This is a genomic window from Bacteroidota bacterium (genome assembly GCA_018692315.1).
Classification (GTDB): Bacteria; Bacteroidota; Bacteroidia; order Bacteroidales; family JABHKC01; genus JABHKC01.
On the sequence record JABHKC010000016.1, the window covers coordinates 37,764 to 62,334 of the forward strand.

A 24,571-nucleotide genomic window follows, 5' to 3' on the forward strand; every position below is an offset into this window, starting at 1 on the left:
TCCTTATAATTATTTAGTTTGTAAAGAAATCGAGTACATTTCCCAATTTGTTGCTTTTTTCGCTATAAAGTTCTGTAAACGAACACTTCGTGCAAGTTACAGTTGTAAACCTTTTGTTTTGTATGTTGAATATTTTTGTAACAAAACTTCCTGTAGTTCTTATTTCTCCTAATTCGCAAATGCTGCTTCCGCATTTCGGGCATTTGTATTTTATTTTGTTCATGGGTTTTTATTTAGATTAAAAAAAAGTTGTTTAAGATTACTCAAAACTTTGAAAAAAGGTAATTTATTTTTCTTTTTTTAATCGTTTTGTGTCTTTTAAAGATTTATGTAAAATCCATTCGAGCTGTCCATTAATACTACGGAATTCATCGGAAGCCCATTTTTCTATTGCCTCCATCATATCAGGATTTAGCCTCAAAAGGAAAGTTTTTTTCTTTGCCATTTTAATTGCTTTTTGATATTCTTAAATATCAACTAGTGTAAAGTTCCTGCATTGATAACCGGTGTTGCGTCTTTGTCAGAACATAAAACTATCATAAGATTGCTAACCATCGTTGCTTTTTTCTCTTCTTCCAATTCAATAATATTTTTCTCGGAAAGTTGCTCTAAGGCTGTTTCTACCATGCTCACAGCTCCCTCAACAATTTTGAAACGTGCAGCAACTATTGCTGTGGCTTGTTGTCGGCGAAGCATTGCACCGGCAATTTCCGATGCGTATGCAAGATATGCAATTCTTGCTTCCATAACCTGAATTCCGGCAATTTCAAGTCTTTCAGTAAGTTCCGCTTCAAGAACATGATTCACCTCCTCGCCTCCAGAGCGTAAAGTGATATCTGCTTCCTGATCATCAAAATTATCATAAGGATAGTGTCCTGCCAATTTTCTGATTGCTGCTTCGCTCTGAATCGAAACAAAATGTTCATAATTGTCAACCTCAAATGCTGCCTTAAAAGTTTCTTCAACTCGCCATACCAGTACAATTCCAATCATTATTGGATTTCCAATTTTGTCGTTCACCTTAATTGGTTCACTATCGAGATTTCTTGCTCGCAATGATATTTTTTTCTTAACAAAAAATGGATTTACACAAAAAAAACCGTTTTGTTTTACCGTACCTTTATAGTTGCCAAATAAAATTAAAACTGATGATTCATTGGGATTTATAACAAGTAGTCCCGCAATAATGAGCAAAGCTACAGGTAACAGAAGGATGAACCATAATACTTTCATTGCAGCTACTCCAAAAATTCCAATTCCTAATACAATTATTAATATGGTTAACCATAAATAACCTGAGGACGGATTGTATTCTTTTTCTTTTTTCATTTTAGTAATTTTAAATTGATATTAAAATAATATTAAATTCATATTAATTCGATACTTAAATGATTTCAAAAAGTTACATAAAATGAATTTTTTTTCTGATATTTTAAATGCATAAATGGAATTCTAATTATTTGAAAAAGAAATTTACTTTTGCAGAAAAGTAAGAACTATATATTTCTTTCAATTATTTAATAATGTGGCTCAAATTGAAATTATTACATTGCTTTTGTTGTTTAAGTAAAACTGAATGTAAATTAAAGAAATTTCATATTCTGAAAAAGTAAATTTAATGAGAAGCTCAAAAATAATTGTTTATACTGGAGTCATTATTGCCACTATCATTTGGAGTTTGTCATTTATTTGGTACAAAGAAATATTTGAATACTTAAAACCAATTTCAACAGTATTTCTACGACTGATTATATCCACAATTTTTTTGGCAATCATTTCTATTTTTCTTAGGAAATTGCAAAAAATTGAACGCAGACATTATAAAATATTTGTTTTGCTAACACTTTTCGAACCGTTTTTATATTTTCTTGGCGAAAGTGTTGGATTGCAATATGTTTCTTCAAGTTTGGGAGCAATTGTAATTTCAACAATTCCGCTTTTTATGCCTTTCGCTGCCTACTATTTTTTGAAGGAAAGACTTTCGAAGTGGAATTTTTTAGGAATAATAATTTCATTATCGGGAGTTTTGTTAGTGATATTTAGCGGTAATCATGAAGTAAGTGGAGCTGTTACGGGCATTTTAATAATGCTTATTGCTGTAGTCTCAGCAATTTTTTATAACGTAATTTTGATAAGACTCACAAAGCATTATAGTGTTTTTACAATTATTACATATCAAAACGGATTAGGGGCAATCTATTTTTTGCCGGTATTTTTCATCTTCGAGTACAATCACTTTCAGCAGGTGGAATTTTCAATTGGACTTTTGACACCGCTATTAGAGTTGTCTCTGCTGGCTTCGGGCTTTGCTTTCATATTTTTTACATTAGCGATGAAAAAATTGGGCGTTTCGAAAGCCAATGTTTTTATAAATCTTATTCCCGTTTTTACAGCAGTATTTGCATATTTTATGCTCGACGAACCATTAGGTTTTATAAAATTGGCTGGGATAGGATTAGTAATTTCTGGACTATTTTTGTCTCAATTGAGATTGAAAAAGTAGATAGTTGTAACTTAAACTGTTGAAATAAATGAATTTAGAGAGCCTGAAAATAAATGCTCAAAAAGAGTATCAATCAAATAAGGACTTTTTCAAGAGGTTAAAAAGAAAAAAACCCAAGAGATTAGATGAAATTGTAAACAATTTGCATCAGCAGAAATTTCAGGAAATTGATTGTTTAGATTGTGCAAATTGCTGTACTACAATAAGCCCGACTTTGTACAATAAAGATATTGAAAAATTGTCTAAGCATTTGAGAATAAAACCTTCAGAGTTTTTTGAAAAGTATCTGAGTGTCGATTCAGAAAATGACTTTGTTTTCAAAAATTCACCTTGTCCTTTTTTACAAAGCGACAATTATTGTAGAGTATATGAATATAGACCAAAAGCATGTCGGGAATATCCTCACACCGATAGGAAAAAGTTTTTTCAACTTTTAGATTTAAGTTTGAAAAATACATTTGTATGTCCAGCAGTGTTTGAAATAGTGCAAGAACTCAAAAAAGCTGACCTGTCTAATCAAAAAAAATAATTGATTAATTGACAAATAAAAAAGGCTGATTTAACAAAATCAGCCTTTTTTTAAATTATTCGAGAAATGAATTATTACTCTCTATTTTGCATTTCTTGTCTTCTTTTTTGTCTTTCTTCTTTTGTCATAGTAGATTTTCCACCTTTAGCTCCTGCTGCTGCTCCACCTGCTTTGTTTGCTTTGCTTGGTCTCATCAACCAAATAAAATGGGTAGTAGTTTTTTCAGTTACTGTGTATGCATTAGATATCTCCAAGCCTTTGGTATTTAATACATTAACAACATCAACTAATGAACCAGTTTCTAAGACTGCGTCGAAAGTTTTTTTCGCTTCCTGATCTCTTTCAGAATCAGTAAACAATTCTTTGTCTTTTCCATAATCAACTGTAATATCCCATTTGCCAGACTGTTCAACTGCTTTCAACAGAACATAACTTCCTCTTCGTTCTTTTTTCTCTTTAGCAGGTTTGTCACCTTTTTGCTTTTGAGTTTTTCCCTTCTGCCCTTGTTGTTGGTCTGCTTTTGGATTTTGACCCATACATTGCGAAGCTAAAAGACTAAAGCTAAGTAACAATACCAATATCACACTTCTGTAATTACTCATAATTTTAATTTTTTTAATTTAACATCAAATCTCTGAACGACAAAAGTCGCTTTTATATTTAAAAAAACAAAATATTTTTAAACTATTATTGCAATTTCATATTTTTTTATCTTTGAAGAGTATTATTCAAAAAGTCTGATACTGGCAAGAATTTTGCTAATGAACTAAATTTCATTTTTTTATATGTATAAATATTCAATAATATTTTTCACCTTATTAACTATATGTTCCAATATTTTTAGTCAGACTATTACCGTTGTAGAAAAATTCAGTGGAAATCCGATTGAAAATGTAGCAATTTACAATAAAAATAGAAACATTTCTACTTTGACTAAAAGTGATGGCAAAGCAGATATTTGCTTTTTCTCACTTTCAGATAGTCTCTATTTTCAACATAGAAGATACAAACCTTTAGTTTTGAATAATGAATACATCAAAAAAGTAAATTATATTGTTTCTCTCGAAGTCGAAAATTTTCTATTAGAGGAATTCGTTGTATCTGCTTCAAAATCAAAGGAGAAAAAAAATAGTGTTGCATATATGACAGATTTTATAGATTCTCGCAACATATCTATTCTTTCATCAAACACTTCTGCCGAAATTTTATCTGAAACAGGAAACATTATTGTGCAGAAATCGCAGGGTGGAGGTGGTAGTCCTATCATTCGTGGTTTTGAGGCTAATAAAATATTACTTGTCTTCGATGGAGTTCGAATGAATAATGCAATTTATAGGAGCGGACATTTGCAAAATGCAATTACAATAGATAATTCGATTTTAGAAAAGACCGAAATTGTCTATGGACCTTCGTCAGTTATGTATGGAAGCGACGCAATTGGTGGGGTAATAAGTTACAGCACAAAAGAGCCAAAACTTTCGACAAATGAAAGTACGATTTCTGATGGAAGAGTCGAACTAAGCCTACTTTCGCATGGGGGCAGAAAGGGACATATTGATTATACTTTTGGTAAAAGTAAATTTGCCTCTCTTTCCAGCATAACTGTAAATTCTTTTGCTGATATTGTAATTGGAGAAAATAGAAAAAATTATGAAGATGATTTCGGAAAATGTTTTCATTTAGTGGAGACTTTTAGCGGGCACGATTCTACTTTAATAAATAATAATCCAAATGTTTTATTTGGAACAGCTTATAAACAATACGATTTTTTGCAAAAGTTCTTAATTCAAATTTCTGAAAAAGAAAAACTTATAACGAATTTTCAATTTTCAAATTCAAGTTCAATAAATAGGTACGACAAATTGAATGATTATGATGGAGAAAATCTTAAATATGCAGAATATTATTATGGTCCACAAAAGCGCTTTTTAAGTTCAATTGAATTAAATTCAAAAAAAAGCAATAAATGGTTTAGTGAATATACAGGAATTTTGAGTTGGCAAAAAATTGATGAAGATAGAATAAGCCGAAAATTTGGAATTGAAGATAGACTAATTCAAAATGAAGACTTAAAAATCTTAACAGGAACTTTAGATTTATTGAAAAATTACTCAGATTCAAATGTGATTAATTATGGTTTTGAGATAAACTATAATTTGCTTTCGTCCACGGCAAAATATGTCAATATTTTTGAATCTGAAAGTTTCCTTGCCCAAACCCGATATCCCGATGGTGGAAGTTTTACTCAAAATTACTCTACATATTTTCGATATAAATTTTATTTAAGCGATAAGAATATTTTTTCTTTAGGGTTCAGATATAGTCTATCAAAATTAAAATCTGAGTTTAAGGACTCAAGCTTTATTAATCTTCCATTCAGCTCAATAAATATTTTAACAGGTGCACCAACCGGAAGTTTTAGTTTTATCCATCGATTTTCGAATGATTTTCGGATTAATACAATTATTTCTACAGCTTATAGAATTCCAAATGTTGATGATTATGGGAAAATTCGCGAAAAAATTGGCTTAGTTACAATACCAAACGACAAGCTAAAACCAGAATATGCCTATAATTTTGAGCTTGGATTAGTTAAAAAAATCTATAAGAAATTTGAATTTCAAGCTGTTGTATATAGTACATTTTTAACTGATGCAATAGTTAGATCGTTCTATACTATAAATGGAGAAGATTCAATTGTTTACGATGGCGAAATGTGCAGAATTATAACAAATGTAAATGCAGACAAAGCTTTAATTTCCGGAGCTTCAATCTCTTTGAAAGCACAACTATCGAAAAATATTTCGCTAAAAAGTAATATTAATTTTACAAAAGGTAGAACCTTGACGGATACAATAAACCAACCATTAGGGCATATTCCTCCTGTTTTTTCACAAACAAATATTACGCATACATATAAAAAGATTAATTCTCAAATAAGCTTTATTTACCATGCTTGGAAACATATAGAAGACTTTTCTATTTATGGTGAAGACAACGAGTCTGAGGCAACAGAACTTGGATTTCCATCATGGTATTCTTTCAATGCAAAAATTTCTTACGAAATAAATGAGTTTGCGAAAGTCAACTTATCTGCAAATAATATATTAGACCAATATTACAAAGTATTTGCATCAGGAGTGAGCTCGCCAGGAAGGAATTTTACAATTTCATTTGTGGCTTCATTTTAATATAGCTCTCGCATTCCTATATAAATTTACTGTGTTGTATTATTTCTTATGTATATTTTGCATTGTCATAATGAAAATATTCTTTTCCGAAAAAATTCGTTAAACGTCTATAATACAGTTAACTAAAGGTGCTGTCCAAGTGGTGTAAACCTTTTATACTTTAAAAAATGTCCATCCTTTCTGGTAAGTGCGAAACTCAAATATAAAAACTTAAAATTTGTTACTGAAATAATTTTCTATTAAATAAATTAATTATAAAAAGAAGTGGATATTTTTGAAAAACTGAAAGCAAAACAAACTCCATTAGGAAAATATCAGACGGTTGGCGATGGATATTTTATGTTTCCAAAACTTGAGGGAGAAATAAAACCTCGAATGAGTTTCAGAGGACGAGAAGTTTTGACATGGAGCTTAAATAATTACATTGGATTAGCAAACGATCCTGAAGTAAGAAAAGCAGATGAAGACGGTGCAAAAGAATGGGGACTGGCTTACCCAATGGGAGCAAGAATCATGTCGGGGCAGACAGAAATGCACGAAGAACTCGAAAACAGATTAGCACAGTTTGTTGGAAAAGAAAAAGCATATCTTTTGAATTATGGATATCAAGGAATGGTTTCGATTATTGATTCATTAGTCGATAGGAACGATGTAATTGTTTACGATTCAGAATCACATGCCTGTATATTAGACGGATTAAGGCTACATCTCGGAAAACGATTTGTTTATCCTCACAACGATTTGAAAAATCTTGATAAAGAACTGGAGCGAGCTACAAAAATTACTGAAAAAACCAAAGGTGGAATATTAATTATTACAGAAGGAGTATTCGGTATGTCTGGCGATTTAGGTAAGCTAAATGAGATAAACAAACTCAAAGAAAAATACGATTTTAGAATGTTGGTTGATGATGCCCATGGTTTTGGTACAATGGGAAATACTGGTGCCGGTACTGGCGAGCACTTAAATGTGCAGGACGGTGTTGATATTTACTTCGGAACATTTGCAAAATCGATGGCTGGAATTGGTGCATTTGTTGCTTCCGATAAGGCAATCGTTGATATGTTACGTTTTAGCATGAGATCGCAAATTTTTGCTAAATCGCTTCCTATGCCTATGGTAGTTGGTGCTTTAAAGCGTTTGGAACTTTTACAAAACAAACCAGAATTACGAAATAAATTGTGGGATGTTGTAAATGCACTTCAAAATGGTTTACGAGAAAAAGGTTTTAATATTGGAAATACAGAATCTCCTGTAACACCTGTTTTCTTTTCTGGAAACGTTGCACAAGGAACAAATGTTTTGATTGATTTACGAGAGAACTATAGTATATTTTGCTCAATTGTTGTTTATCCGGTTGTCCCGAAAGGAGTTATTATGCTTCGTCTTATTCCAACTGCCGAACATACTTTAGAAGATGTAGAATATACAATAAATGCTTTTGCTGAAATCAAGGAAAAACTTGAGAAAGGACACTACAATGCCGAGGAAGTTACCGGAATAGAAGAAATTTCAAAAGGTTAAACTACAGACATTAGAATTTTATCATCTTAATTTCTAAAACATGGATTTGAAGAGTTTAAATAATTATTTCAAAAATGAAAAACCGGAAAGTTTATTAGAATGGTGCATTTCTGAACTTTATCCGAATGTTGCAATGACAACCTCATTTCAGATTTCAGGACTGGTTATTATTCATATGATAAAAAAAATTATGCCTGATTTTCCAATTGTGTTTATCGACACTTCATACCATTTTCCTGAAACAATTGAATATAAAAACAAATTGGTTGAAGAATGGGATTTAAATTTAGTAACAGTAAACTCAAATTCAGTAAATGGCAAAAATGAAATAAATCACGATAAAGAACTCTATAAAACGGATACTGAGCTATGTTGCAAGCTAAATAAAATTGATCCTCAGAAAAAATATATGAAAGAATCTGGGATTATAAATTGGATTTCCGGCTTGCGAAAAGATCAGGGTGAAACCCGGGCAAGTCATGATATGTTTATGAAAGACAAGTGCGGATATGTCAGAATTCATCCATTAGTTTATTGGACATGGAACGATGTGTGGGAATATATTAGAATAAATAAAATTCCTTACAATATTCTATACGATTTTGGATACACATCAATAGGCTGTTCGCATTGCACAAGCCCAAATACAATTGGCTCGGGAGAGAGAAATGGCAGATGGAAAAATTCTACAAAAAAAGAATGTGGATTGCATATCGAACTTCTTGAAAACAATTCAAAAATCAGTTAGACAACATAAATTGAATTGAATATATAGTTCATTATGAAAAGCGAAATTTGAAATATTTTCAAAAAATATATGAATCTGTTGCAAATTTCGCTTTTACTATTTTTAGAAAGAACTAATAAGTTATTTATTTTGAATGATAATTATTGAAATAAAAAATGGAAAATAATCACGATAAACAAAAGAGTACATTATCGTTAATGGATAATGAACAAATGGTAGATGTATTTGATAATCCGGAACCATGGTCGAAAATTGAAACTAAATTGGTTGTATATTCATTCATTGCTGCAATAATATCGCTTGTTGTATTTGGCTTTTTTGTGAACAAGTATTTACTAAATGCCATATAAAATAGAACTCAAGCTAACTATGAATGGAGCTGATTGGCAAGCCGAAAACAATGAAATAAATGTATCTGCTCCAACACTTCCAGAATTGGATACAAAAATCGGCAAAGTCTTGAAAAATAGCAATATATATAAAAATGTGAAATTGTTTCATATATATATGTATTTCGACCAGGAAACAATCCCAGAGTGGATACGACAGTATTCAAATCATTATTTTAATCGAATATTGGAAATAGAAAATAATTGAAAAAATAATTATCAAAAATATGGAAAAAAGACGCTGGTATTCCGGAATTACAAGCACAGAAGATTGGTGGTCAGTTTGGCTTGCTTTCTTTTTTATTTTTCTTGGTTTGTGTTCATTATTTGGAGTCGATTTGGTAGGATGGATTGCATATCCTTCAAAATGGTCTGGCTTTGGAGAAAATAATGGACTTTTTTCAGCTATCAAACCACTTGGGAAATCATATCAGGCTATTGGTTTTTTAGGAAGTATCCTCTTTACTTATGTGGCATTTTCTATTCCATTGACCATTGCCGCACGATTTATGAAATGGGATGTTAAACAATTCTTCTTTGGTTGGACAATAATTTTTGCCTTTACATATTTGATTTGGATAATTGGTCATCATGCGTTTTTTGCTGCAAATACCTTAAATAAAGAGAAATACGATATGTCGATGGTGCTATCGCTTGGTGGTGGTGCTTCTTTTATAATTGCTTTAATTGTTGGATTAATAATTGGCAATTTTTTTAAGAAATTTGCAAAATATCTTAGCGTAGCTGCAAAACCAGAACTTTTCATTAAAATTGCGATAGTTTTTTTAGGAGTAAAAGTTGGATATCTTGCCTTCAAAGCATCAGGATTTATTTTCGATTTAGCAATTGCCGGTGCTGCCGCAACTATAGTTGCCTATCTGATTTTTTGGCCCGGGACTTATCTAATAGCCCGAAAGGTTTTCAAACTACCCCGTAAAACATCTGCTGTAATTTCTTCCGGAATTTCAATTTGTGGTGTTTCGGCAGCAGTTGCCACAGCTGGGGCTGTACGTGCAAAACCGCTGATTCCTATTATGGTTTCTGCTTTAATAGTTGTTTATGCAGTTATAGAATTAGTAATTATTCCACCATTGTTCACCGCAACAATGATTGAAGAGCCAGTGGTTGCCGGTGCAGCAATGGGCATGGCAATAAAAACAGATGGAGCCGATGCCGCTGCAGGAGCAATCATGGACGAACTCATGCGTAACAAAAAATTGGAAATGGATGGAACTGCATGGGAGGAAGGATTTATTACAACAAGTGCAATAATGACAAAAATCTGGATAGATATGTTCATTGGAATATGGGCATTTGTTCTTGCAATGATTTGGGTTTATAAAATAGACCGAACACCTGGTGAAAAAGTTCATGCTTCTGAAATTTGGCATCGTTTCCCAAAATTTGTAATAGGATATTTTCTTTCTTGGTTCATATATCTGGGAATTTTGTTTATAGATAAAGAACTTGCCGATCCAGCAAAAATTGGAGCTGTTCCAGTAGAAAAAGGTATGCGAAAATTGTTTTTTATGCTGACTTTTTTTAGTATTGGAGTAAATACTGATTTTAAGAAACTTGCTGAGGCACGATTCGGAAAAATTATCTTTCTATATTTAATTGCTTTGTTTGTTTTTATCTTACCTGTTGCAATTGGTATTGCCTGGATTTTTCATCATGGAATGAAAGTGCCTGTAATTCAGTAAAGTGAAAAGTAAGTTAAAAAATAAATTTTATATTATTATTAAAACTTTTGATGTGTGATTTTTACTGAAGAAAATCACATTTCAAAAATGTCGAAAAAATTAATAAATCCCTTCAAAAATAAGTAAGTATGTCAAAAGTAGATGGAAAATTTCATTTAAAATGTAAAAAATGTAATCATATAATAAACGATTTTGCGGAATGGTTTTCTTTCAAACAAAAATGTCCCGAATGTGAAAATAAATGGGTAGATGTTGAATACTCAAGAAATGTTCAAGATGTAGTTGAAAAAATAAAACAAAACGAAAAAAAACCTGAAAGTTTTTGGCAATATTTCGATTTTCTGCCATTAATGGAAAAGAGCAATATTATATCGCAAGGCGAAGGGGTAATCCCAGTTGATAGATGGGATTTTTTCGAAGAGTTTGCGAAACAAAAATACAATATCAATTGCAAAGTTTTTGCCTACAGAAACGATTTGAACGGAGGAACCGGAACATTTAAAGATGTTGCAGCAGCTATGGCAGCCAGTGTTCTGAAAGAAAATGGTGTTAAGCAATATGCTGTTGCAAGTACCGGAAATATTGCAACAGCATTTTCGCACTATCTTGCACTTGCCGGAATTTCTCTTTCGGTTTTCATTCCGAGCGATGCCCTAAAAGCTCATGAATCAGAAATAAGTAGCTACGGACAACGAGTATTTAGAGTTAATGGAGATTATGCTAAAGCTAAGAAAATTGCAGCAGAATATTCCGAAAAATATGACATTTTACTTTCCGGCGGAAACACTGATCCTATGCGTGTTGAGGCAAAAAAAACTATGGTTTTCGAATGGTTGAGGATTTTAGGAGAATTGCCAACAGTTTATATTCAGGCTCTAAGTGGCGGAACTGGGCCAATTGCCATTGACAAGGCATGTGAGGATATAAAAGATCTTGGATTGTTTTCTGAGCTACCACGCTTTATAATGGTGCAGCCCGACAAATGCGACCCAATGACTGCCGGCTGGGAAAAGGCAAAAGCAAATAATTTTCCTGATGGATGGGAAAACGATTATCCAATTTTAGAAAACCCTGTTACAGCTATTCCAACTTTAGCGACCGGCAATCCTGCAACTTATCCAATTATCAGCCAATTAGTTAGAAAAAGTAATGGAGAAATTATTTCATTTTCAGAGGATGATGCCATTGATGTAGCTCGTCTCATAGCTTTCGAAACAAATAATCAAATAGGACCGGCATCGACCATTGCTGTGGGTGGATTTTTCAATTCTCTTAAAAAAGGGCTCATTAAAGATAATGATTTAGTAATGATAAATGTCGGTGAAGGAGTGAAAAGAGCTCCAGAATTTATGGAACAAATGATTTATACTACAAAAACCATTGACTCTATCAACGACTGTGAACCTTCTGATAGAATGAAACATAGGAATAAACTTTGGGAGAAGTTTGTTTAGGAAATAAGCCTCTATATATTATCTTATAGGCACTATTTAGCAAAGGGAAAATTAACTTATTTTGAACTCCAACCGCACAATTATCGAATCGTGAGTTATTTCAATACGACCTCACGTCATTCTTCTCAATATAATTAATAAAAGAATTATTCACCGCTTTGTTGCCGCCTGGTGTAGGGTAATTCCCTGTGAAATACCAATCTCCTAAATCGTTTGGACAAGACTTGTGAAGGTTTTCGATAGATTGATATACAATTTCAACTTCTGCTTTGGTATTTTTGGGTTTCAAAAGTTCAGAAATTTTTGCAGAAATTTGTTCGGCAGTAAATGGTTTGTAAATATTTTTTACATAGTTGATTATTTGTTCTTTAGGCAAATTCTTTTGAGCAATAGATTTAGTGTAAACATTATCAATCACTGCTTTTTGATTGGTTTCTTTGAGGAGCTCAATAGCTGCCTGAAAAGCTATAAAATCGCCAAGTTTAGCCATGTCAATTCCATAACAATCGGGATATCGAATTTGTGGGGCAGACGAAACAACAATTATTTTTTTTGGCCCGAGCCTATCCAAAATTCTTATTATGCTTTGTTTCAGTGTAGTACCTCTTACTATTGAATCGTCAATGATTACGAGTTTATCTTTACCCGGTTTTAAAGCACCATAGGTGATGTCATATACGTGTCCTACTAAATCGTTTCTGCCTTTGTCATTAGAAATGAACGTACGTAGTTTAATATCTTTTATAGCAATTTTTTCTACTCTGATGCGGCGATTGACAATTTTATCCAAAACATTTTGGTCAATCTTATCTTTTAGTTTAAGAATTTCCTGCTTTTTTCCTTCGTCAATTTTCTCTTCAAGGCTTTTTATCATGCCAAAAAAGGCAGTTTCAGCAGTATTTGGAATATATGAAAATACGGTATTTTCAAAATCGCCATCAATAGCTTTAATTATTGCGGGTGTAATCAATTCTCCCAGTTTTTTCCGCTCGTTGTATATCACTTTGTCGCTTCCTCGCGAAAAATATATTCTCTCGAAGGAGCAGGATTTTCTCTCAAGAGGAATTCTTATTTGTTTCTCACAAATGTGTCCGTTTCTTTTAATAATCAGAGCATTGCCAGGCTGAAGCTCATTCACTTGTTCAAAATCTACATTCAAAACAGTCTGAATTACAGGACGTTCCGATGCAACCACAGCAATTTCATCATCGTGATAATAAAATGCCGGACGAATTCCATTAGGATCTCTGCACACAAAAGCATCGCCATGCCCAAGAAGTCCTGCAATTGTATAACCTCCATCCCAATCTTTGCTCGATTCCATCAATACTTTTTGAATATCAAGTTCTTTGGCAATTTTTTCAGAAATATCTTCATTAACAAAACCTTCATTTTTATATTTCGCAAAAAGTTGCTGATTTTCTTCATCAAGATGAAGTCCTACTTTTTCGAGAATTGTAACAGTGTCTGAGTAATCTTTAGGATGTTGTCCGAATTTGATGAGCGACGAAAATAATTCATCAACATTAGTCAGATTAAAATTTCCTGCCATAACCAAATTTCGGGTTTTCCAATTATTTTCTCGCATCACTGGATGCACATTTTCGATATTATTTTTCCCGAAAGTGCCGTATCGGAGATGCCCTAAATACAAATCGGCAGCATAGGGCAAATTTTCCCTTGCCCAGTTTGCGTCTTTCAGAAGTTTCGATGGGGAATTTTCATATTTCGAAAAGATTTCTTTTATGTGAGAGAAAACATCTTTGATAGGTTCCGATTTATTTGAGCGATAGCTATGGATATATTTTTTCCCGGGATTAATATCCATTTTTAGACTTGCAATTCCGGCTCCGTCTTGTCCACGATTGTGCTGTTTTTCCATCATTAAATACAGTTTGTTCAAACCATACATCCAAGTTCCATATTTGAACTGATAGTGTTCTAATGGCTTCAACAATCTAATTAAGGCTATTCCGCATTCATGTTTTATTATATCGCTCATTTCTTTTAGTTTTAGCTATTTTTTTTCAACAAATATTTGGATTATTCCAGTTCCCACTCAAATCCGTCTTTTTTATCTTTTATTTTTACTCCTTGTTTCAACAATTCATTTCTAATCTTGTCGGAAGTTTCAAAATCTTTATTCCTTTTTGCTTCTAAGCGAAGGTTCAGAAGCAAGTTTATAACTGCATCGAATTTGTCGTTTTTATCATCACTACCTAATTCTTCTTCACTTATTCCCAAAATATCGTAAATAAAGACTTTAAATAATTTGCTCAATTTCTCCAAATCTGTTTCGCTAATGCTATCGTTTCCGGCAGCAATATTGTTTACAAGTTTCACTGCATCGAAAAGGTGCGATATCAAAATCGGCGTGTTCATATCGTCGTCCATTGCTGCATAGCACTTTTCTTCAATCGAATCAATATTGACCGATGACGATTTTTGTGGAATAATTTTTTCTAAAGTTTTAATTCCTGCCAAAAGTTTGTTCAAACCTTTTTCGGAAGCAGCAAGAGCCTCGTTCGAAAAATCGAGAGTACTTCGGTAGTGTGCCTGAAGAATAAAAAAACGAACAGTCATTGCACTATATTCTTTTTCTATGAGCTTGTGAGTGCCTGTGAAAAATTCTTCGAGAGTGATGAAATTTCCGAGAGATTTCCCCATTTTCTGGCCATTAATAGTAATCATATTGTTGTGCATCCAGTATTTAACCGAATCGTAATTATTTGCAGCTTTCGATTGTGCAATTTCGCATTCGTGATGCGGAAACAGCAGGTCTAATCCACCTCCGTGAATATCGAATTTTTCGCCAAGATATTTAGTGCTCATAACCGAACATTCGAGATGCCAACCCGGAAAACCTTCGCTCCATTGAGAATTCCATCTCATAATATGTTCCGGTGCTGCTTTTTTCCAAAGGGCAAAATCGAATGGATTTTTTTTCTCGTCTTGTCCGTCTAACTGGCGTGTATTTGTTTTTAGGTCGTCTAAAACTCTGCCCGAAAGTTTTCCGTAATCGAAGTCCTGATTATATTTTTCAACATCGAAATACACAGAACCATTTTTTTCGTAGGCATATCCATTTTCCAGAATTTTCGAAATCATTTCTTGTTGTTCGAGAATATGCCCTGAGGCGCGAGGTTCAATACTCGGTTTCAGCACATTAAGTTGCTCCATATTTTCGTGATATCTATCAGAAAAATACTGAACTACTTCCATAGGTTCAATTTGTTCGAGCCTTGCTTTTTTTGCAATTTTATCTTCTCCTTCGTCGGCATCGTTTTCGAGATGGCCAACATCTGTTATGTTTCTGATATAGCGAACTTTATAGCCAAGATGTTTTAAATATCTGAATAGTATGTCGAAAGTTATGGCAGGCCGTGCATGTCCCAAATGTGCATCGCCATAAACTGTTGGTCCGCAAACATACATCCCAACAAATCCATCAATTATTGATTTAAAATCTTCTTTTTTTCGTGTTAATGTATTGAATATTTGCATTTATTAATTTTTGATTATTTATTGATTTTTGATTATTTTCAATCAATTTCAAATAGTATTTTTAGTTTGTCAGTCATTATTTTATGATAAGAATCTGGCAATTTCCCTAATTCTCTTTTTATCAGGTTTGTTGGTATCGTAACAATGCGGTGAAGCTTTATTGTGGAATTTGTCTTTAAGCCCGTATTTTTAATATTTGTTATTCTTATATCCGTTTTTCCTGTTGTTTTAGAAATTTGGCTTGTAATAAAAGCTATTACGACATGATTATATTTATCTATTTTATCTGTTAAACAAATTGCAGGTCTAACTTTCAAATCTGAAAAATTATCAAATGGAAACGGAACTAACACTATTTTATACTTCATGGCCAAAAGATTTTCCGTCTGAAAGTGAATAGATATCTTCTTCCGGTGCATTTAAAAAGCTAAATGCAGAATTATTTGAGATTGATTTTAACCATAATTTTTCATCAATTTCATCAGATTTATCATTCTCTTCGGGAAGTAAAATTAATACTCGCACGCTTTTCTTAAGAAATTGCTTATTAATAGTTTTGTCAATTTTCAAGATATTATTATTATCAATAATTCCCGTTGTTTCTACTACTTTCATAATATTTTGATTTACTGTATTCTCATTTTGCAAAATTCGTCAATGTGGACTTTATTTTCCTCTGCAAATTTAAAAAGATGAGTTGCAATTTCATCTGCAAATTTTTCTCTTATATCTATTAGAATTTTCATTAAAGTTTCAATTTTGTTGAAATGATCTTGATAGTTTTCCCAGCATATCCAATGCTTACTATTCAGATTCTTATCCATAAATAAATTCTTCTTTTTAATATTCTCATCTATATCTTTTTGGTCAAAATTACCGTTTTGTGTATGTATCCAAATACCAAAAAGAAGATTCTTAGATAATCCTTCATAGCTTGCTGAAATGTCATAAGAACCAGAAGTGAAAATATGAAGTTTTGAATAGGTGTCAAATACATCATCTAATCGAATTGTCCATTCGAGTTTTTTTTCTTCGATTTTGCTTTCAATCTTAATCTTTACTGCTTTCCAAAAATCAGTAATAAGCTTCTTTTTTATCTCCTCCATTTGTTCAGAAACCTCAAAAGCAGCTTTGAAATTTTCACTTTTTGTAATAAAATTGAATATTGCTTCTTTGTATTCGCTCATTTGTTTTCTTTTTTAGAATGTTTCAATAATTTCAAGATACTGGTTTACAGCCACTTTCACTTTTTCAGGCTTAATTAAAGGTAATGAATTAATTAGCATTTCACGAATATGATTTCGATAGCTCATCAATTTCAGTGTTCCGTCTTCATCAAGTTGCTTAAATATTTCATTCTCAATTGAAATTTCTGATGGTTTTTTGCCATCTTTTGTTAAATAAATGAGTAAGATTTTAGTGTTGTCATTTTTAGTTTTCAAATAATCGTAATATCGTTCGAGTTGTCGTGGTTGGTCTTCCGCATCAATTTTGTTTTCTATACATATTAAAAATGGATTTTCCGCTCCATAGTGTTCAATCAAAATATCTAATCTGCCAAAAGCAGTTGTTTTTTCTGTATTTAGTGCCTCTAAGAAAACAGTTCAAAATTAAAAACATCTCTTTTTGCGATATTTCTATTTTTTTCATTTGTTTAATACAAAAGCATTTACTGCATGAAAGAAAATAGAAATCTCATCAAAAATTTATTATTTTATAAAAATTGCCTGTTTTCTTAGAACCACTATTTACAAAAAAATAATCCTTGTCAATTTCTTTAAGAATTTTTTTGCAATCATTTTCTTTTTCAAAAAGTTGTGAAATGAAATTCCGAAAAAACAAATCGCCCTGACAATGAGAACCGTTTATATCCAACAAATTTGCAAGAAAAGGCGAATGAGTTATTTCTTCATTAGTTTTAAGGTTTCGAAGAATTGAAAAAATATTATAGTCGAAAGCTAAATGTTTAGAAAGCCTAACATAGATAGATTTTATTGCATTTAAACCTGAGAACAAATTTCCGTAGCGCTGTCGGTCATTCTCAATTTTGAGTTTTTCGACACTCTTGTGATGTTTTTCAAAACGCTCAAGAAAATATTTTATGTCAGAAAATGAGACTGGTTCTACTATATTTATATTTCGATTTGCATTTGTCATTTTTTCACCTCATTGAATACGGAAATATTCTATTCTGAATTAATAAACGAAGTATAATTCGTAATTAGCAACTCATAATTCATAATTCATTAACTCATAACTACTTAATAGCCTTCTTCTTAATCATCCCACCTTTTGCATCTTTTATGCTGTGCATTACCACAAAAGCGTCTTTGTCAATTTTGTCGATTTCTGTTTGTAGTTTTGCAACTTCAAGCCTGGTTATCAAGGTATAAATAATCTGTGTTTCCTCCAAATTATCACCATTCATGGTATTTCCTCTTTTCCCATTATAAATTGTGCAACCCATTCCTAATTTTTCAATTATTGCAACTCTAATTTCTTCGCTTTTTTCCGAAATAATTGTTACACCAAGAAATTCTTCGATACCGGAAACAACAAAATCGACAGTTTTAGATGCGGCAAGATAAGTAAGCATTGCATATAATGAAATTTCAACAGAAAAGACATAAGCCGCAAATCCAAAAATTACAACATTGAAAAGCATAATAACATCGCCGATTGTCATAGATGTTTTTCTGCTTACAAAAACCGCAAGAATTTCGGTACCATCGATAACCGCACCTCCACGGATTGCCAAACCAATTCCGGCACCGAGAAAAAATCCACCGAAAACGGCAATCAACAATTTGTCATTAGTTACTATGGGAAATGGCACAAAATGAACTGTAAGAGCAAGCAAAATAATTGCAATTATACTCTTAAAAGCAAATTGTTTAGAAATTGTGGAAAAGGCCAAAAACAAAAAAGGAAGATTAATTGCAACAATTAGTAGCGACAATGGAATTTCAGTCAATTCAGCTATTATCAGCGAAATTCCCATAACTCCTCCATCGATAAACAAATTTGGAAGCAAAAATCCTTTTAGCCCAAAGCCAGCAGATAGAACACCCAAAACTGCAAAAAAAATATCATGTATTATATGAGTGAATTCGACTTTTGCAACATTTATTTTTTCCTGATACTGCTTTGGCGACAGCTTGTCTTTTTGTTTTTTAAGCCGGCGTTTAACAGTTTCAACAATTATATAATAATATATTGGGTTCATATTGTGTGTTTTATAAATTCTTTAAATTTTTGAAATTTCTTCTTTTTTATAAACCCTAAATTCTGATTTCGAAATCAACAAAACTAATTAGATTGCTCCTAATTTTTTTCCAACTTTTTTGAATTTTTCAATAGCAAATTCAATATTTTCTGTCGAATGAGCAGCAGTAATTTGAACTCTAATTCGCGATTTTCCTTTCGGAACTATAGGATAATAAAATCCAATTACATAGATTCCTTCTTCTAAAAGTTCGTCGGCAAATTCTTGCGAAAGTCTGGCATCGTTTGGCAGATGCCCAAACAAAATTGGTGTAATTGGATGTGTTCCCGGAACAATTGTGAATCCGGCATTTTCCATTCCTTGTCTGAAAAGCTTTGTGTTTTCAGCGAGTTTGTCGCGCAGTGCCGTAGTTTCGTTCAGAATATTCAGAACTTCGACAGTTGCCCCGGCAATTGCAGGTGCTAAAGAGTTTGAAAATAAATATGGTCGTGAGCGTTGTCGCAAAAAGTCGATTATTTCCTTTTTCCCGGAAACGCAACCTCCTGAAGCACCTCCAAGAGCTTTTCCAAAAGTGGTGGTTATGATATCAACTCGTCCCATCGAATTGCAAAATTCTGCACTTCCTCGACCGGTTTTGCCAACAAATCCGCTTGCATGCGAATCGTCAACCAAAACTAAAGCTTCATATTTATCTGCCAAATCGCAAATCTGGTCAATAGAAGCAATAATTCCATCCATCGAAAAAACGCCATCGGTAACTATCATTTTGAAGCGACAATCTTTTGCCTCCTTAAGTTTTGCTTCAAGATCAGACATATCATTGTTTTTGTATCTGAATCGTTGAGCTTTACAAAGTCGAATGCCATCAATTATTGAAGCATGGTTGAGCTCGTCTGAAATGATTGCAGATTTTTCGTCTAATAATGGTTCAAAAACTCCACCGTTGGCATCGAATGCCGATGAATAAAGGATAGTGTCTTCTGTGCCCAAAAATTCAGTCAATTTGTTTTCGAGCTCTTTATGAACTTCTTGAGTTCCGCAAATAAATCGAACAGAGGCCATTCCAAATCCGAATTTGAAAAAGTTGTAATTTGCGGCAGCCATCACTCTGGGTTCCGAAGAAAGTCCCAAATAATTGTTTGAACAAAAATTCAGAACATCAAGTCCTTTCACTGTTTTTATTTGAACTCCCTGAGGAGTTGTCAGGATTCTTTCATTTTTATATAAGCCGTCTTCCTTAATGTTTTCAAGCTCTTGCTGAAGGTAATTTTTAAATTTTCCGTACATATTATTACTGTTTAACTTTTTTTGCAAAAGTAAGCAAATTGAAAATAAAATGTTTGATAATAATGTTTTAATGAATATATAATTTGAAATGCCGGAAATAAAAGTTTTAACTATTTGTTTCAAATTGAGTAATTTTGAAATTTTTAATTTTGTACAAAAAAATGCAGTGATGAGAGAAAACATTAGGGTTTTATTAGTTGAAGACGATGAAAATTTGGGTTCTCTGTTATGTGATTATTTGAAAGCCAAAGGATTCCTAACAGAACTTTTTACCGATGGAGAAAAAGGATATAAAGCCTTTATGAAAAATCACTACGATATTTGCGTACTTGACGTGATGATGCCAAAGAAAGACGGATATAGTCTATCAAATGACATTCGTTCGGTAAATAGTCAAATTCCTATAATTTTTTTAACAGCGAAATCTCTTAAAGAGGATGTCTTAAAAGGTTTTAGTGTGGGAGCAGACGATTATATTAAAAAACCTTTCAATATGGAAGAACTTTTAGTTAGAATTCAGGCACTTCTGAAGAGAGTTGAAAAATCGGAACCTGAATCGAATAATAATGTTTTTCAGATTGGGAAATTCACTTTCGACTCAAATATTCGACAATTGACGATAGATGGCGAAACAAGCAAACTCACCACTAAAGAATCCGGACTGCTTAAATTGCTGTGTAGCAAAACTAATGAGATTCTTGAAAGAAATTATGCTTTGCAAACAATATGGAAAGATGATACATATTTTAATGCCAGAAGTATGGATGTATATATCACCAAACTGCGAAAGCATTTGAAGCAAGATCCTTCAATTGAAATTATTAATATTCATGGAGAAGGGTATAAATTGTTAGTACATAAATAAATACTTCAATTCATTTATTAAAATATACATACTTCCAAAAATTATCAGTTTCAAAATGCTACAACAACAAGATACTAATTCCAGCAATTTCATGCGAATTGATTCAGGTGTATTTGATTTTAGCGGTAATATTTTTGAGGCAGAAACTATTTTGGAAGTAGATTCCATTGCACCTGACCTTGTTTTAGATAGTTTCAAAAATGGTAATAATTCTAAGTCTCAAACTCAATTTCCTGTATCGGAGAAATCAATTCAGCCTGAAGAATTGGAAACTATAAATCAGAAAACATACTCATTCCAAGATTTTTACTCTATTCAAAATTTTGATTCTTTTACTCAGAAAAATCAAACTTTGGATTTATCAGATCAAGTTCCTGAAGATTCAGTTTCAATGCTTAAAAATCGGACTGAGAGCAATTCTGAAATTCCTATAGATTCCCAAAATTTACTATCAAAACTTTTCAAGAAGCAAGATTTCGAATCTTCAAACGACTGGATAATTGGGGTAATTTTAGTTTCGTTTGTTGTTTTAGCCTGGATAAAGGTTTTTTATAAGAAGTTCATTTCGAGGATAATTTTATCGGGTTTCGAGTATCAAACGGCCTACAAATTGTATCATGAAAAAAGCAGTTTGACGACAAAAATATCAAGCGTTTTATATTTAATTTACATAATTAATTTCGGATTATTTCTAACACTACTTTTCAATTATTACGATTTTTCTCCTTTTGCGAACAATTTTTTATTGTTTTTGACATTGTGCGGCATTATTAGCATTTTTGATATTTTTAAAGTATTTATATACAAGCTTTTAGGATATTTATTTAAATCTAAAAACCAATTTTCAGAATTTCTTTTCAACGATTTTATTTTCAATAAATCGTTTGCAATTTTTTTATATCCAATAATTATTTCAATTCCATTTATGCCGGAATTGTTCTCCAAATACTTAGTTTACATAGGTATAGCTTTGATGATAATTTTCTATATACTTCATATTTTTAGAGGTTTAAAAATATTTGTAAAAAAACATTTTTATTTCTCATATATGATTTTGTACCTTTGCACCCTTGAAATTTTGCCTTTGCTTATCATTTTAAAGTATTTAAATGCTTTATTATAAGCGAATTGGAATTAATTTAAAGTCGTTAAGTTTTGAAAATAAAAACAGTATTAGTTTCTCAGCCAAAACCTGAATCGGACAAATCTCCATATTTTGAACTTGCCGAAAAGTTGAAACTAAAAATTGATTTCCGCCCATTTATTCATATTGAAGGAATTTCAATAAAGGAATTTAGAAAAAGCAGAATTGATATACTTGAGCACACTGCTGTAATTTTTACAAGTAGAACAGCCATTGATCATTTTTTTAGAATTTGTGAGGCAATGAGAATTAATGTGCCCGATGATATGAAATATTTCTGTATTTCTGAATCGACTGCATTTTATCTTCAAAAATATATTGTATATCGGAAACGAAAAATATTTTACGGCAAAAGCAAATTCTCTGATTTGCTTGAAGTTCTTGCAAAATATAAAACTGAAAAATTTTTAGTTCCATTATCTGATATTCACAAGCAAGAAATTCCTGATAAGCTAAAAAAGAAAAAATTCAAATTCACAAAAGCAATTTTATATAAAACAGTAATTAGCGATTTGTCTGATTTAAAGGATGTTTATTACGATATCTTAGTATTTTATAGCCCTTCGGGAATTGCATCATTGTTCCAGAATTTTACGGATTTTGTTCAAAGCGAAACCAAGATTGCTGCTTTTGGTCCAACAACGGCTAAAGCCGTTAAAACAAATGGTTTAAGGTTAGATATTCAAGCACCAAATCCGCAATCTCCTTCAATGACGGGTGCATTGGAAAATTATATTAAAAAACATAATAAAGCAGTAGGAAAGAAAAAGTAAGGAATTTTTCTGCAATTACCAATTTCCGCTTCCGGGAGGTTCATCCCAAATACTCTTAGTTTTTTTTGTTTCATCAATTGATTTTGTTGGAATTGTAACCATTTCAGGAAATCGCCAACCAAAAATAAAACCCATTCCGTAAGAAAAATATCCTGTAAGGAAAGTTACAAAGTCGAACTTGCGTTTCAACTGCAAAGTTCCAACTTCTTTAGTTCTAAATTTTGCTACAACATCAATTTTTTTGGGAACTCCCATTCTGCGTATCTCAACGCTTCCTTTTCCTTTTTTTGAACCATCAATATAAATATCAACCTCATTGTTGTCAGCAATAATTTTGGTTGTTCCACAGCTCGAAAATAAAACTGCTATTGTGAAAAAGTAAACTATCTTGTATAATATCGATTTCATATTCTGTCGTTTAAATCAAAAGCTGTACATCAATGAAATATTAAATAAAATACCAAAAGGATGGTTTAAATCAGGAATTTCCGGTTGATTATTATTTGAAGACATTTGTGAAATATTGTCCACATCAAAAATTAAGTAAAACAAGTTTCCTCCAAGCTGTAGCTGCACATTCGAATTTCGTTTAAAAATATATCCAGCCCCTGTAAAAAGCATTAGTCCTCCACCGGTTTTCGAATATTTTGATTGATAAGAATAATCGTAGCTAATATCCTCATATTTTCTTGTATTAGTTATACCCGCAAATCCGAGCCCTCCACCAATATATGGTGTATTTGCTTTAGCGAAAAATGGATATTTTGCACTAATTTTCAAGTAATATATATCTATGGCACTAAAATATACGCTTCCCGAAATATCGAAAATAATATCTCTGTTGTCGTAAGAAGCCAATAGACCAAAGCCAGCACCAGTATTGTCATTTACATCTACAAATGGCACACTCCCACCAAGCGATAAACCAAAAGAATAATTTGCTTGAATTTTTTTCAACTCTTGAGAATCGTAATCGGAAACACTGTAAATATTGCCCTCATCTCTATGATTTGATTCGGAACCAATGTTTTTGGCAAATTTTTGAATTACAGGATCAAGATCGTCTGGCGAATTTGCTTTCAAGAAACTACTCCAAACTTGTGTTCCATATTGCACATTATACATTGCAAATGAGATAATTACTGTTTCTCCAATTCGATTGAGTTCGGCAATGATGAAAAATGCTGCATTCTGATATTTTGCATTTTGCTGAGATTCTTCAAAACTCTCCTTAAATATTGATGAATCTATTTTTTCTGGTAAAATAATTTCGTATTTACCATAAGTATTAACATAGGTTTTAAATAGTTTAGCTACCGTGTATTGGTAATCCTTATGAAGATTAATGATTTCGACATAAGGCATATAAATCTTTTCTTGAGAAAAGGAAGAGTTTATAATTATGTAGGAAAGTGTAATTAAGAGGGCTATTTTTTTCATGAATTTCAATTTGATTTGATGTTCCAAATTTAAAATTCAAAGATGAATTTTCATGTTTTGAGGTTGCGTTTTTGAAGAAGACAATTTTTTAAAATGAAAAAACCTATGAGCTTATATTTCATAGGTTTCCAATTTCATCTTTAGAAATTAGGGTGTAATAGACAAAAAGGAGGCTGTTTGACCTTGATATTTTTCAAGTGGACAAAAAGGAGGCTGTTTTTTTTAGCTAAAAAAACGATTTATGTAGCAGTGTTTTATCTTTGTATTATCAAGTTAAACGGAAGCAAGCTC

General features: G+C 32.1%; 27 protein-coding genes. 12 read left to right on the forward strand and 15 right to left on the reverse strand.

Going from position 1 to position 24,571, the window contains the following annotated elements; genetic code table 11:
• Positions 1-13: 13 nt before the first annotated feature.
• The 3 genes from HN894_01030 to HN894_01040 all read right to left on the reverse strand — a co-directional run bounded on the left by HN894_01030 (position 14) and on the right by HN894_01040 (position 1,329).
• Positions 14-223 (reverse strand): GTP-binding protein, encoded by a 210-nt coding sequence (locus tag HN894_01030; GenBank protein MBT7141889.1) that lies wholly within the window; start codon positions 221-223, stop codon positions 14-16.
• 63 nt (positions 224-286) lie between these two features.
• Positions 287-445: an Arc family DNA-binding protein gene (locus HN894_01035; protein MBT7141890.1), complete on the reverse strand. Its 159-nt coding sequence runs from the start codon at positions 443-445 to the stop codon at positions 287-289.
• Positions 446-477: 32 nt separating this feature from the next.
• Entirely contained in the window at positions 478-1,329 is an 852-nt protein-coding gene (locus HN894_01040; GenBank protein ID MBT7141891.1) for an SPFH domain-containing protein, read from the reverse strand.
• Positions 1,330-1,618: 289 nt separating this feature from the next.
• Here HN894_01040 and HN894_01045 point away from each other — a divergent pair, with 289 nt between their 5' ends.
• The gene (locus HN894_01045; protein ID MBT7141892.1) at positions 1,619-2,503 is read left to right on the forward strand and encodes a DMT family transporter; all 885 of its coding nucleotides are present in this window, start codon (positions 1,619-1,621) and stop codon (positions 2,501-2,503) included.
• Between the two features lie 28 nt (positions 2,504-2,531).
• Entirely contained in the window at positions 2,532-3,032 is a 501-nt protein-coding gene (locus HN894_01050) for a YkgJ family cysteine cluster protein (GenBank protein MBT7141893.1), read from the forward strand.
• Between the two features lie 74 nt (positions 3,033-3,106).
• Here HN894_01050 and HN894_01055 read toward each other — a convergent pair whose 3' ends face one another.
• Complete coding sequence (locus HN894_01055; protein ID MBT7141894.1) at positions 3,107-3,634, reverse strand: hypothetical protein; 528 nt, start codon at positions 3,632-3,634, stop codon at positions 3,107-3,109.
• Positions 3,635-3,817: 183 nt separating this feature from the next.
• Between HN894_01055 and HN894_01060 the strand changes: the two genes are divergently transcribed.
• The 7 genes from HN894_01060 (at position 3,818) to HN894_01090 (ending at position 12,041) form a co-directional block, all read left to right on the forward strand.
• Positions 3,818-6,223, forward strand: a complete 2,406-nt coding sequence (locus tag HN894_01060; protein MBT7141895.1) for a TonB-dependent receptor — start codon at positions 3,818-3,820, stop codon at positions 6,221-6,223.
• Between the two features lie 264 nt (positions 6,224-6,487).
• Positions 6,488-7,747, forward strand: coding sequence for a pyridoxal phosphate-dependent aminotransferase family protein (locus HN894_01065; protein MBT7141896.1), 1,260 nt, complete (start codon positions 6,488-6,490; stop codon positions 7,745-7,747).
• Between the two features lie 40 nt (positions 7,748-7,787).
• Positions 7,788-8,495 (forward strand): phosphoadenylyl-sulfate reductase, encoded by a 708-nt coding sequence (locus HN894_01070; GenBank protein ID MBT7141897.1) that lies wholly within the window; start codon positions 7,788-7,790, stop codon positions 8,493-8,495.
• A 155-nt stretch (positions 8,496-8,650) separates the two neighbouring features.
• On the forward strand, positions 8,651-8,845 hold the full coding sequence (locus HN894_01075; GenBank protein MBT7141898.1) for a hypothetical protein: 195 nt from the start codon (positions 8,651-8,653) through the stop codon (positions 8,843-8,845).
• Complete coding sequence (locus HN894_01080; protein ID MBT7141899.1) at positions 8,835-9,092, forward strand: DUF5395 family protein; 258 nt, start codon at positions 8,835-8,837, stop codon at positions 9,090-9,092. Before HN894_01075 ends, HN894_01080 begins: the two co-directional genes overlap by 11 nt.
• 19 nt (positions 9,093-9,111) lie before the next feature.
• Positions 9,112-10,587 carry a putative sulfate exporter family transporter gene (locus HN894_01085; GenBank protein ID MBT7141900.1) on the forward strand — a complete coding sequence of 492 codons (1,476 nt, stop codon included), beginning with the start codon at positions 9,112-9,114 and terminating at the stop codon, positions 10,585-10,587.
• Positions 10,588-10,715: 128 nt separating this feature from the next.
• Positions 10,716-12,041, forward strand: a complete 1,326-nt coding sequence (locus HN894_01090; protein MBT7141901.1) for a pyridoxal-phosphate dependent enzyme — start codon at positions 10,716-10,718, stop codon at positions 12,039-12,041.
• A 100-nt stretch (positions 12,042-12,141) separates the two neighbouring features.
• On the opposite strand, the gene HN894_01095 is transcribed toward HN894_01090, so the two are convergent.
• The 9 genes from HN894_01095 to kbl form a co-directional block, all read right to left on the reverse strand.
• Positions 12,142-14,043 carry an amidophosphoribosyltransferase gene (locus tag HN894_01095; protein ID MBT7141902.1) on the reverse strand — a complete coding sequence of 634 codons (1,902 nt, stop codon included), beginning with the start codon at positions 14,041-14,043 and terminating at the stop codon, positions 12,142-12,144.
• Between the two features lie 41 nt (positions 14,044-14,084).
• Positions 14,085-15,545, reverse strand: coding sequence for a cysteine--tRNA ligase (locus tag HN894_01100; protein MBT7141903.1), 1,461 nt, complete (start codon positions 15,543-15,545; stop codon positions 14,085-14,087).
• A gap of 38 nt (positions 15,546-15,583) precedes the next feature.
• Positions 15,584-15,913 (reverse strand): type II toxin-antitoxin system PemK/MazF family toxin, encoded by a 330-nt coding sequence (locus HN894_01105; GenBank protein ID MBT7141904.1) that lies wholly within the window; start codon positions 15,911-15,913, stop codon positions 15,584-15,586.
• Positions 15,903-16,160, reverse strand: a complete 258-nt coding sequence (locus HN894_01110; protein ID MBT7141905.1) for a hypothetical protein — start codon at positions 16,158-16,160, stop codon at positions 15,903-15,905. The genes HN894_01105 and HN894_01110 overlap by 11 nt, the downstream gene beginning before the upstream one ends.
• Before the next feature lie 11 nt (positions 16,161-16,171).
• Positions 16,172-16,732, reverse strand: coding sequence for a hypothetical protein (locus tag HN894_01115; protein MBT7141906.1), 561 nt, complete (start codon positions 16,730-16,732; stop codon positions 16,172-16,174).
• Positions 16,733-16,744: 12 nt separating this feature from the next.
• Positions 16,745-17,089, reverse strand: coding sequence for a PD-(D/E)XK nuclease family protein (locus tag HN894_01120; protein ID MBT7141907.1), 345 nt, complete (start codon positions 17,087-17,089; stop codon positions 16,745-16,747).
• Between the two features lie 154 nt (positions 17,090-17,243).
• Complete coding sequence (locus HN894_01125; GenBank protein MBT7141908.1) at positions 17,244-17,702, reverse strand: hypothetical protein; 459 nt, start codon at positions 17,700-17,702, stop codon at positions 17,244-17,246.
• 100 nt (positions 17,703-17,802) lie between these two features.
• Positions 17,803-18,771: a YitT family protein gene (locus tag HN894_01130; GenBank protein MBT7141909.1), complete on the reverse strand. Its 969-nt coding sequence runs from the start codon at positions 18,769-18,771 to the stop codon at positions 17,803-17,805.
• Between the two features lie 87 nt (positions 18,772-18,858).
• Positions 18,859-20,058 (reverse strand): glycine C-acetyltransferase, encoded by a 1,200-nt coding sequence (kbl, locus tag HN894_01135; protein ID MBT7141910.1) that lies wholly within the window; start codon positions 20,056-20,058, stop codon positions 18,859-18,861.
• A gap of 169 nt (positions 20,059-20,227) precedes the next feature.
• On the opposite strand from kbl, the gene HN894_01140 reads away from it, so the two are divergent.
• From HN894_01140 to HN894_01150, 3 genes are read left to right on the forward strand one after another with little or no spacing between them, the layout of a single operon-like run.
• Complete coding sequence (locus HN894_01140; protein ID MBT7141911.1) at positions 20,228-20,923, forward strand: response regulator transcription factor; 696 nt, start codon at positions 20,228-20,230, stop codon at positions 20,921-20,923.
• Between the two features lie 55 nt (positions 20,924-20,978).
• Positions 20,979-22,046, forward strand: a complete 1,068-nt coding sequence (locus tag HN894_01145; GenBank protein MBT7141912.1) for a DUF4271 domain-containing protein — start codon at positions 20,979-20,981, stop codon at positions 22,044-22,046.
• Positions 22,047-22,078: 32 nt separating this feature from the next.
• A complete protein-coding gene (locus HN894_01150) occupies positions 22,079-22,840 on the forward strand; it encodes a uroporphyrinogen-III synthase (protein MBT7141913.1) in 762 nt (253 codons plus the stop codon).
• Between the two features lie 15 nt (positions 22,841-22,855).
• Here the strand turns inward: HN894_01150 and HN894_01155 are convergent, their stop codons facing one another.
• Both HN894_01155 and HN894_01160 read right to left on the reverse strand, forming a co-directional pair.
• The gene (locus tag HN894_01155; GenBank protein ID MBT7141914.1) at positions 22,856-23,248 is read right to left on the reverse strand and encodes a hypothetical protein; all 393 of its coding nucleotides are present in this window, start codon (positions 23,246-23,248) and stop codon (positions 22,856-22,858) included.
• Between the two features lie 15 nt (positions 23,249-23,263).
• Positions 23,264-24,280 (reverse strand): hypothetical protein, encoded by a 1,017-nt coding sequence (locus tag HN894_01160; protein ID MBT7141915.1) that lies wholly within the window; start codon positions 24,278-24,280, stop codon positions 23,264-23,266.
• Between the last annotated feature and the right edge of the window lie 291 nt (positions 24,281-24,571).

Coding starts and splice junctions, on each gene's coding strand:
- HN894_01030 (MBT7141889.1), bottom strand. CDS start 223: ATGAACAAAATAAAATACAAATGCCCGAAATGCGGAAGCAGCATTTGC.
- HN894_01035 (MBT7141890.1), bottom strand. CDS start 445: ATGGCAAAGAAAAAAACTTTCCTTTTGAGGCTAAATCCTGATATGATG.
- HN894_01040 (MBT7141891.1), bottom strand. CDS start 1,329: ATGAAAAAAGAAAAAGAATACAATCCGTCCTCAGGTTATTTATGGTTA.
- HN894_01045 (MBT7141892.1), top strand. CDS start 1,619: ATGAGAAGCTCAAAAATAATTGTTTATACTGGAGTCATTATTGCCACT.
- HN894_01050 (MBT7141893.1), top strand. CDS start 2,532: ATGAATTTAGAGAGCCTGAAAATAAATGCTCAAAAAGAGTATCAATCA.
- HN894_01055 (MBT7141894.1), bottom strand. CDS start 3,634: ATGAGTAATTACAGAAGTGTGATATTGGTATTGTTACTTAGCTTTAGT.
- HN894_01060 (MBT7141895.1), top strand. CDS start 3,818: ATGTATAAATATTCAATAATATTTTTCACCTTATTAACTATATGTTCC.
- HN894_01070 (MBT7141897.1), top strand. CDS start 7,788: ATGGATTTGAAGAGTTTAAATAATTATTTCAAAAATGAAAAACCGGAA.
- HN894_01075 (MBT7141898.1), top strand. CDS start 8,651: ATGGAAAATAATCACGATAAACAAAAGAGTACATTATCGTTAATGGAT.
- HN894_01080 (MBT7141899.1), top strand. CDS start 8,835: ATGCCATATAAAATAGAACTCAAGCTAACTATGAATGGAGCTGATTGG.
- HN894_01085 (MBT7141900.1), top strand. CDS start 9,112: ATGGAAAAAAGACGCTGGTATTCCGGAATTACAAGCACAGAAGATTGG.
- HN894_01090 (MBT7141901.1), top strand. CDS start 10,716: ATGTCAAAAGTAGATGGAAAATTTCATTTAAAATGTAAAAAATGTAAT.
- HN894_01095 (MBT7141902.1), bottom strand. CDS start 14,043: ATGAGCGATATAATAAAACATGAATGCGGAATAGCCTTAATTAGATTG.
- HN894_01100 (MBT7141903.1), bottom strand. CDS start 15,545: ATGCAAATATTCAATACATTAACACGAAAAAAAGAAGATTTTAAATCA.
- HN894_01105 (MBT7141904.1), bottom strand. CDS start 15,913: ATGAAGTATAAAATAGTGTTAGTTCCGTTTCCATTTGATAATTTTTCA.
- HN894_01110 (MBT7141905.1), bottom strand. CDS start 16,160: ATGAAAGTAGTAGAAACAACGGGAATTATTGATAATAATAATATCTTG.
- HN894_01115 (MBT7141906.1), bottom strand. CDS start 16,732: ATGAGCGAATACAAAGAAGCAATATTCAATTTTATTACAAAAAGTGAA.
- HN894_01125 (MBT7141908.1), bottom strand. CDS start 17,702: ATGACAAATGCAAATCGAAATATAAATATAGTAGAACCAGTCTCATTT.
- HN894_01130 (MBT7141909.1), bottom strand. CDS start 18,771: ATGAACCCAATATATTATTATATAATTGTTGAAACTGTTAAACGCCGG.
- kbl (MBT7141910.1), bottom strand. CDS start 20,058: ATGTACGGAAAATTTAAAAATTACCTTCAGCAAGAGCTTGAAAACATT.
- HN894_01140 (MBT7141911.1), top strand. CDS start 20,228: ATGAGAGAAAACATTAGGGTTTTATTAGTTGAAGACGATGAAAATTTG.
- HN894_01145 (MBT7141912.1), top strand. CDS start 20,979: ATGCTACAACAACAAGATACTAATTCCAGCAATTTCATGCGAATTGAT.
- HN894_01155 (MBT7141914.1), bottom strand. CDS start 23,248: ATGAAATCGATATTATACAAGATAGTTTACTTTTTCACAATAGCAGTT.
- HN894_01160 (MBT7141915.1), bottom strand. CDS start 24,280: ATGAAAAAAATAGCCCTCTTAATTACACTTTCCTACATAATTATAAAC.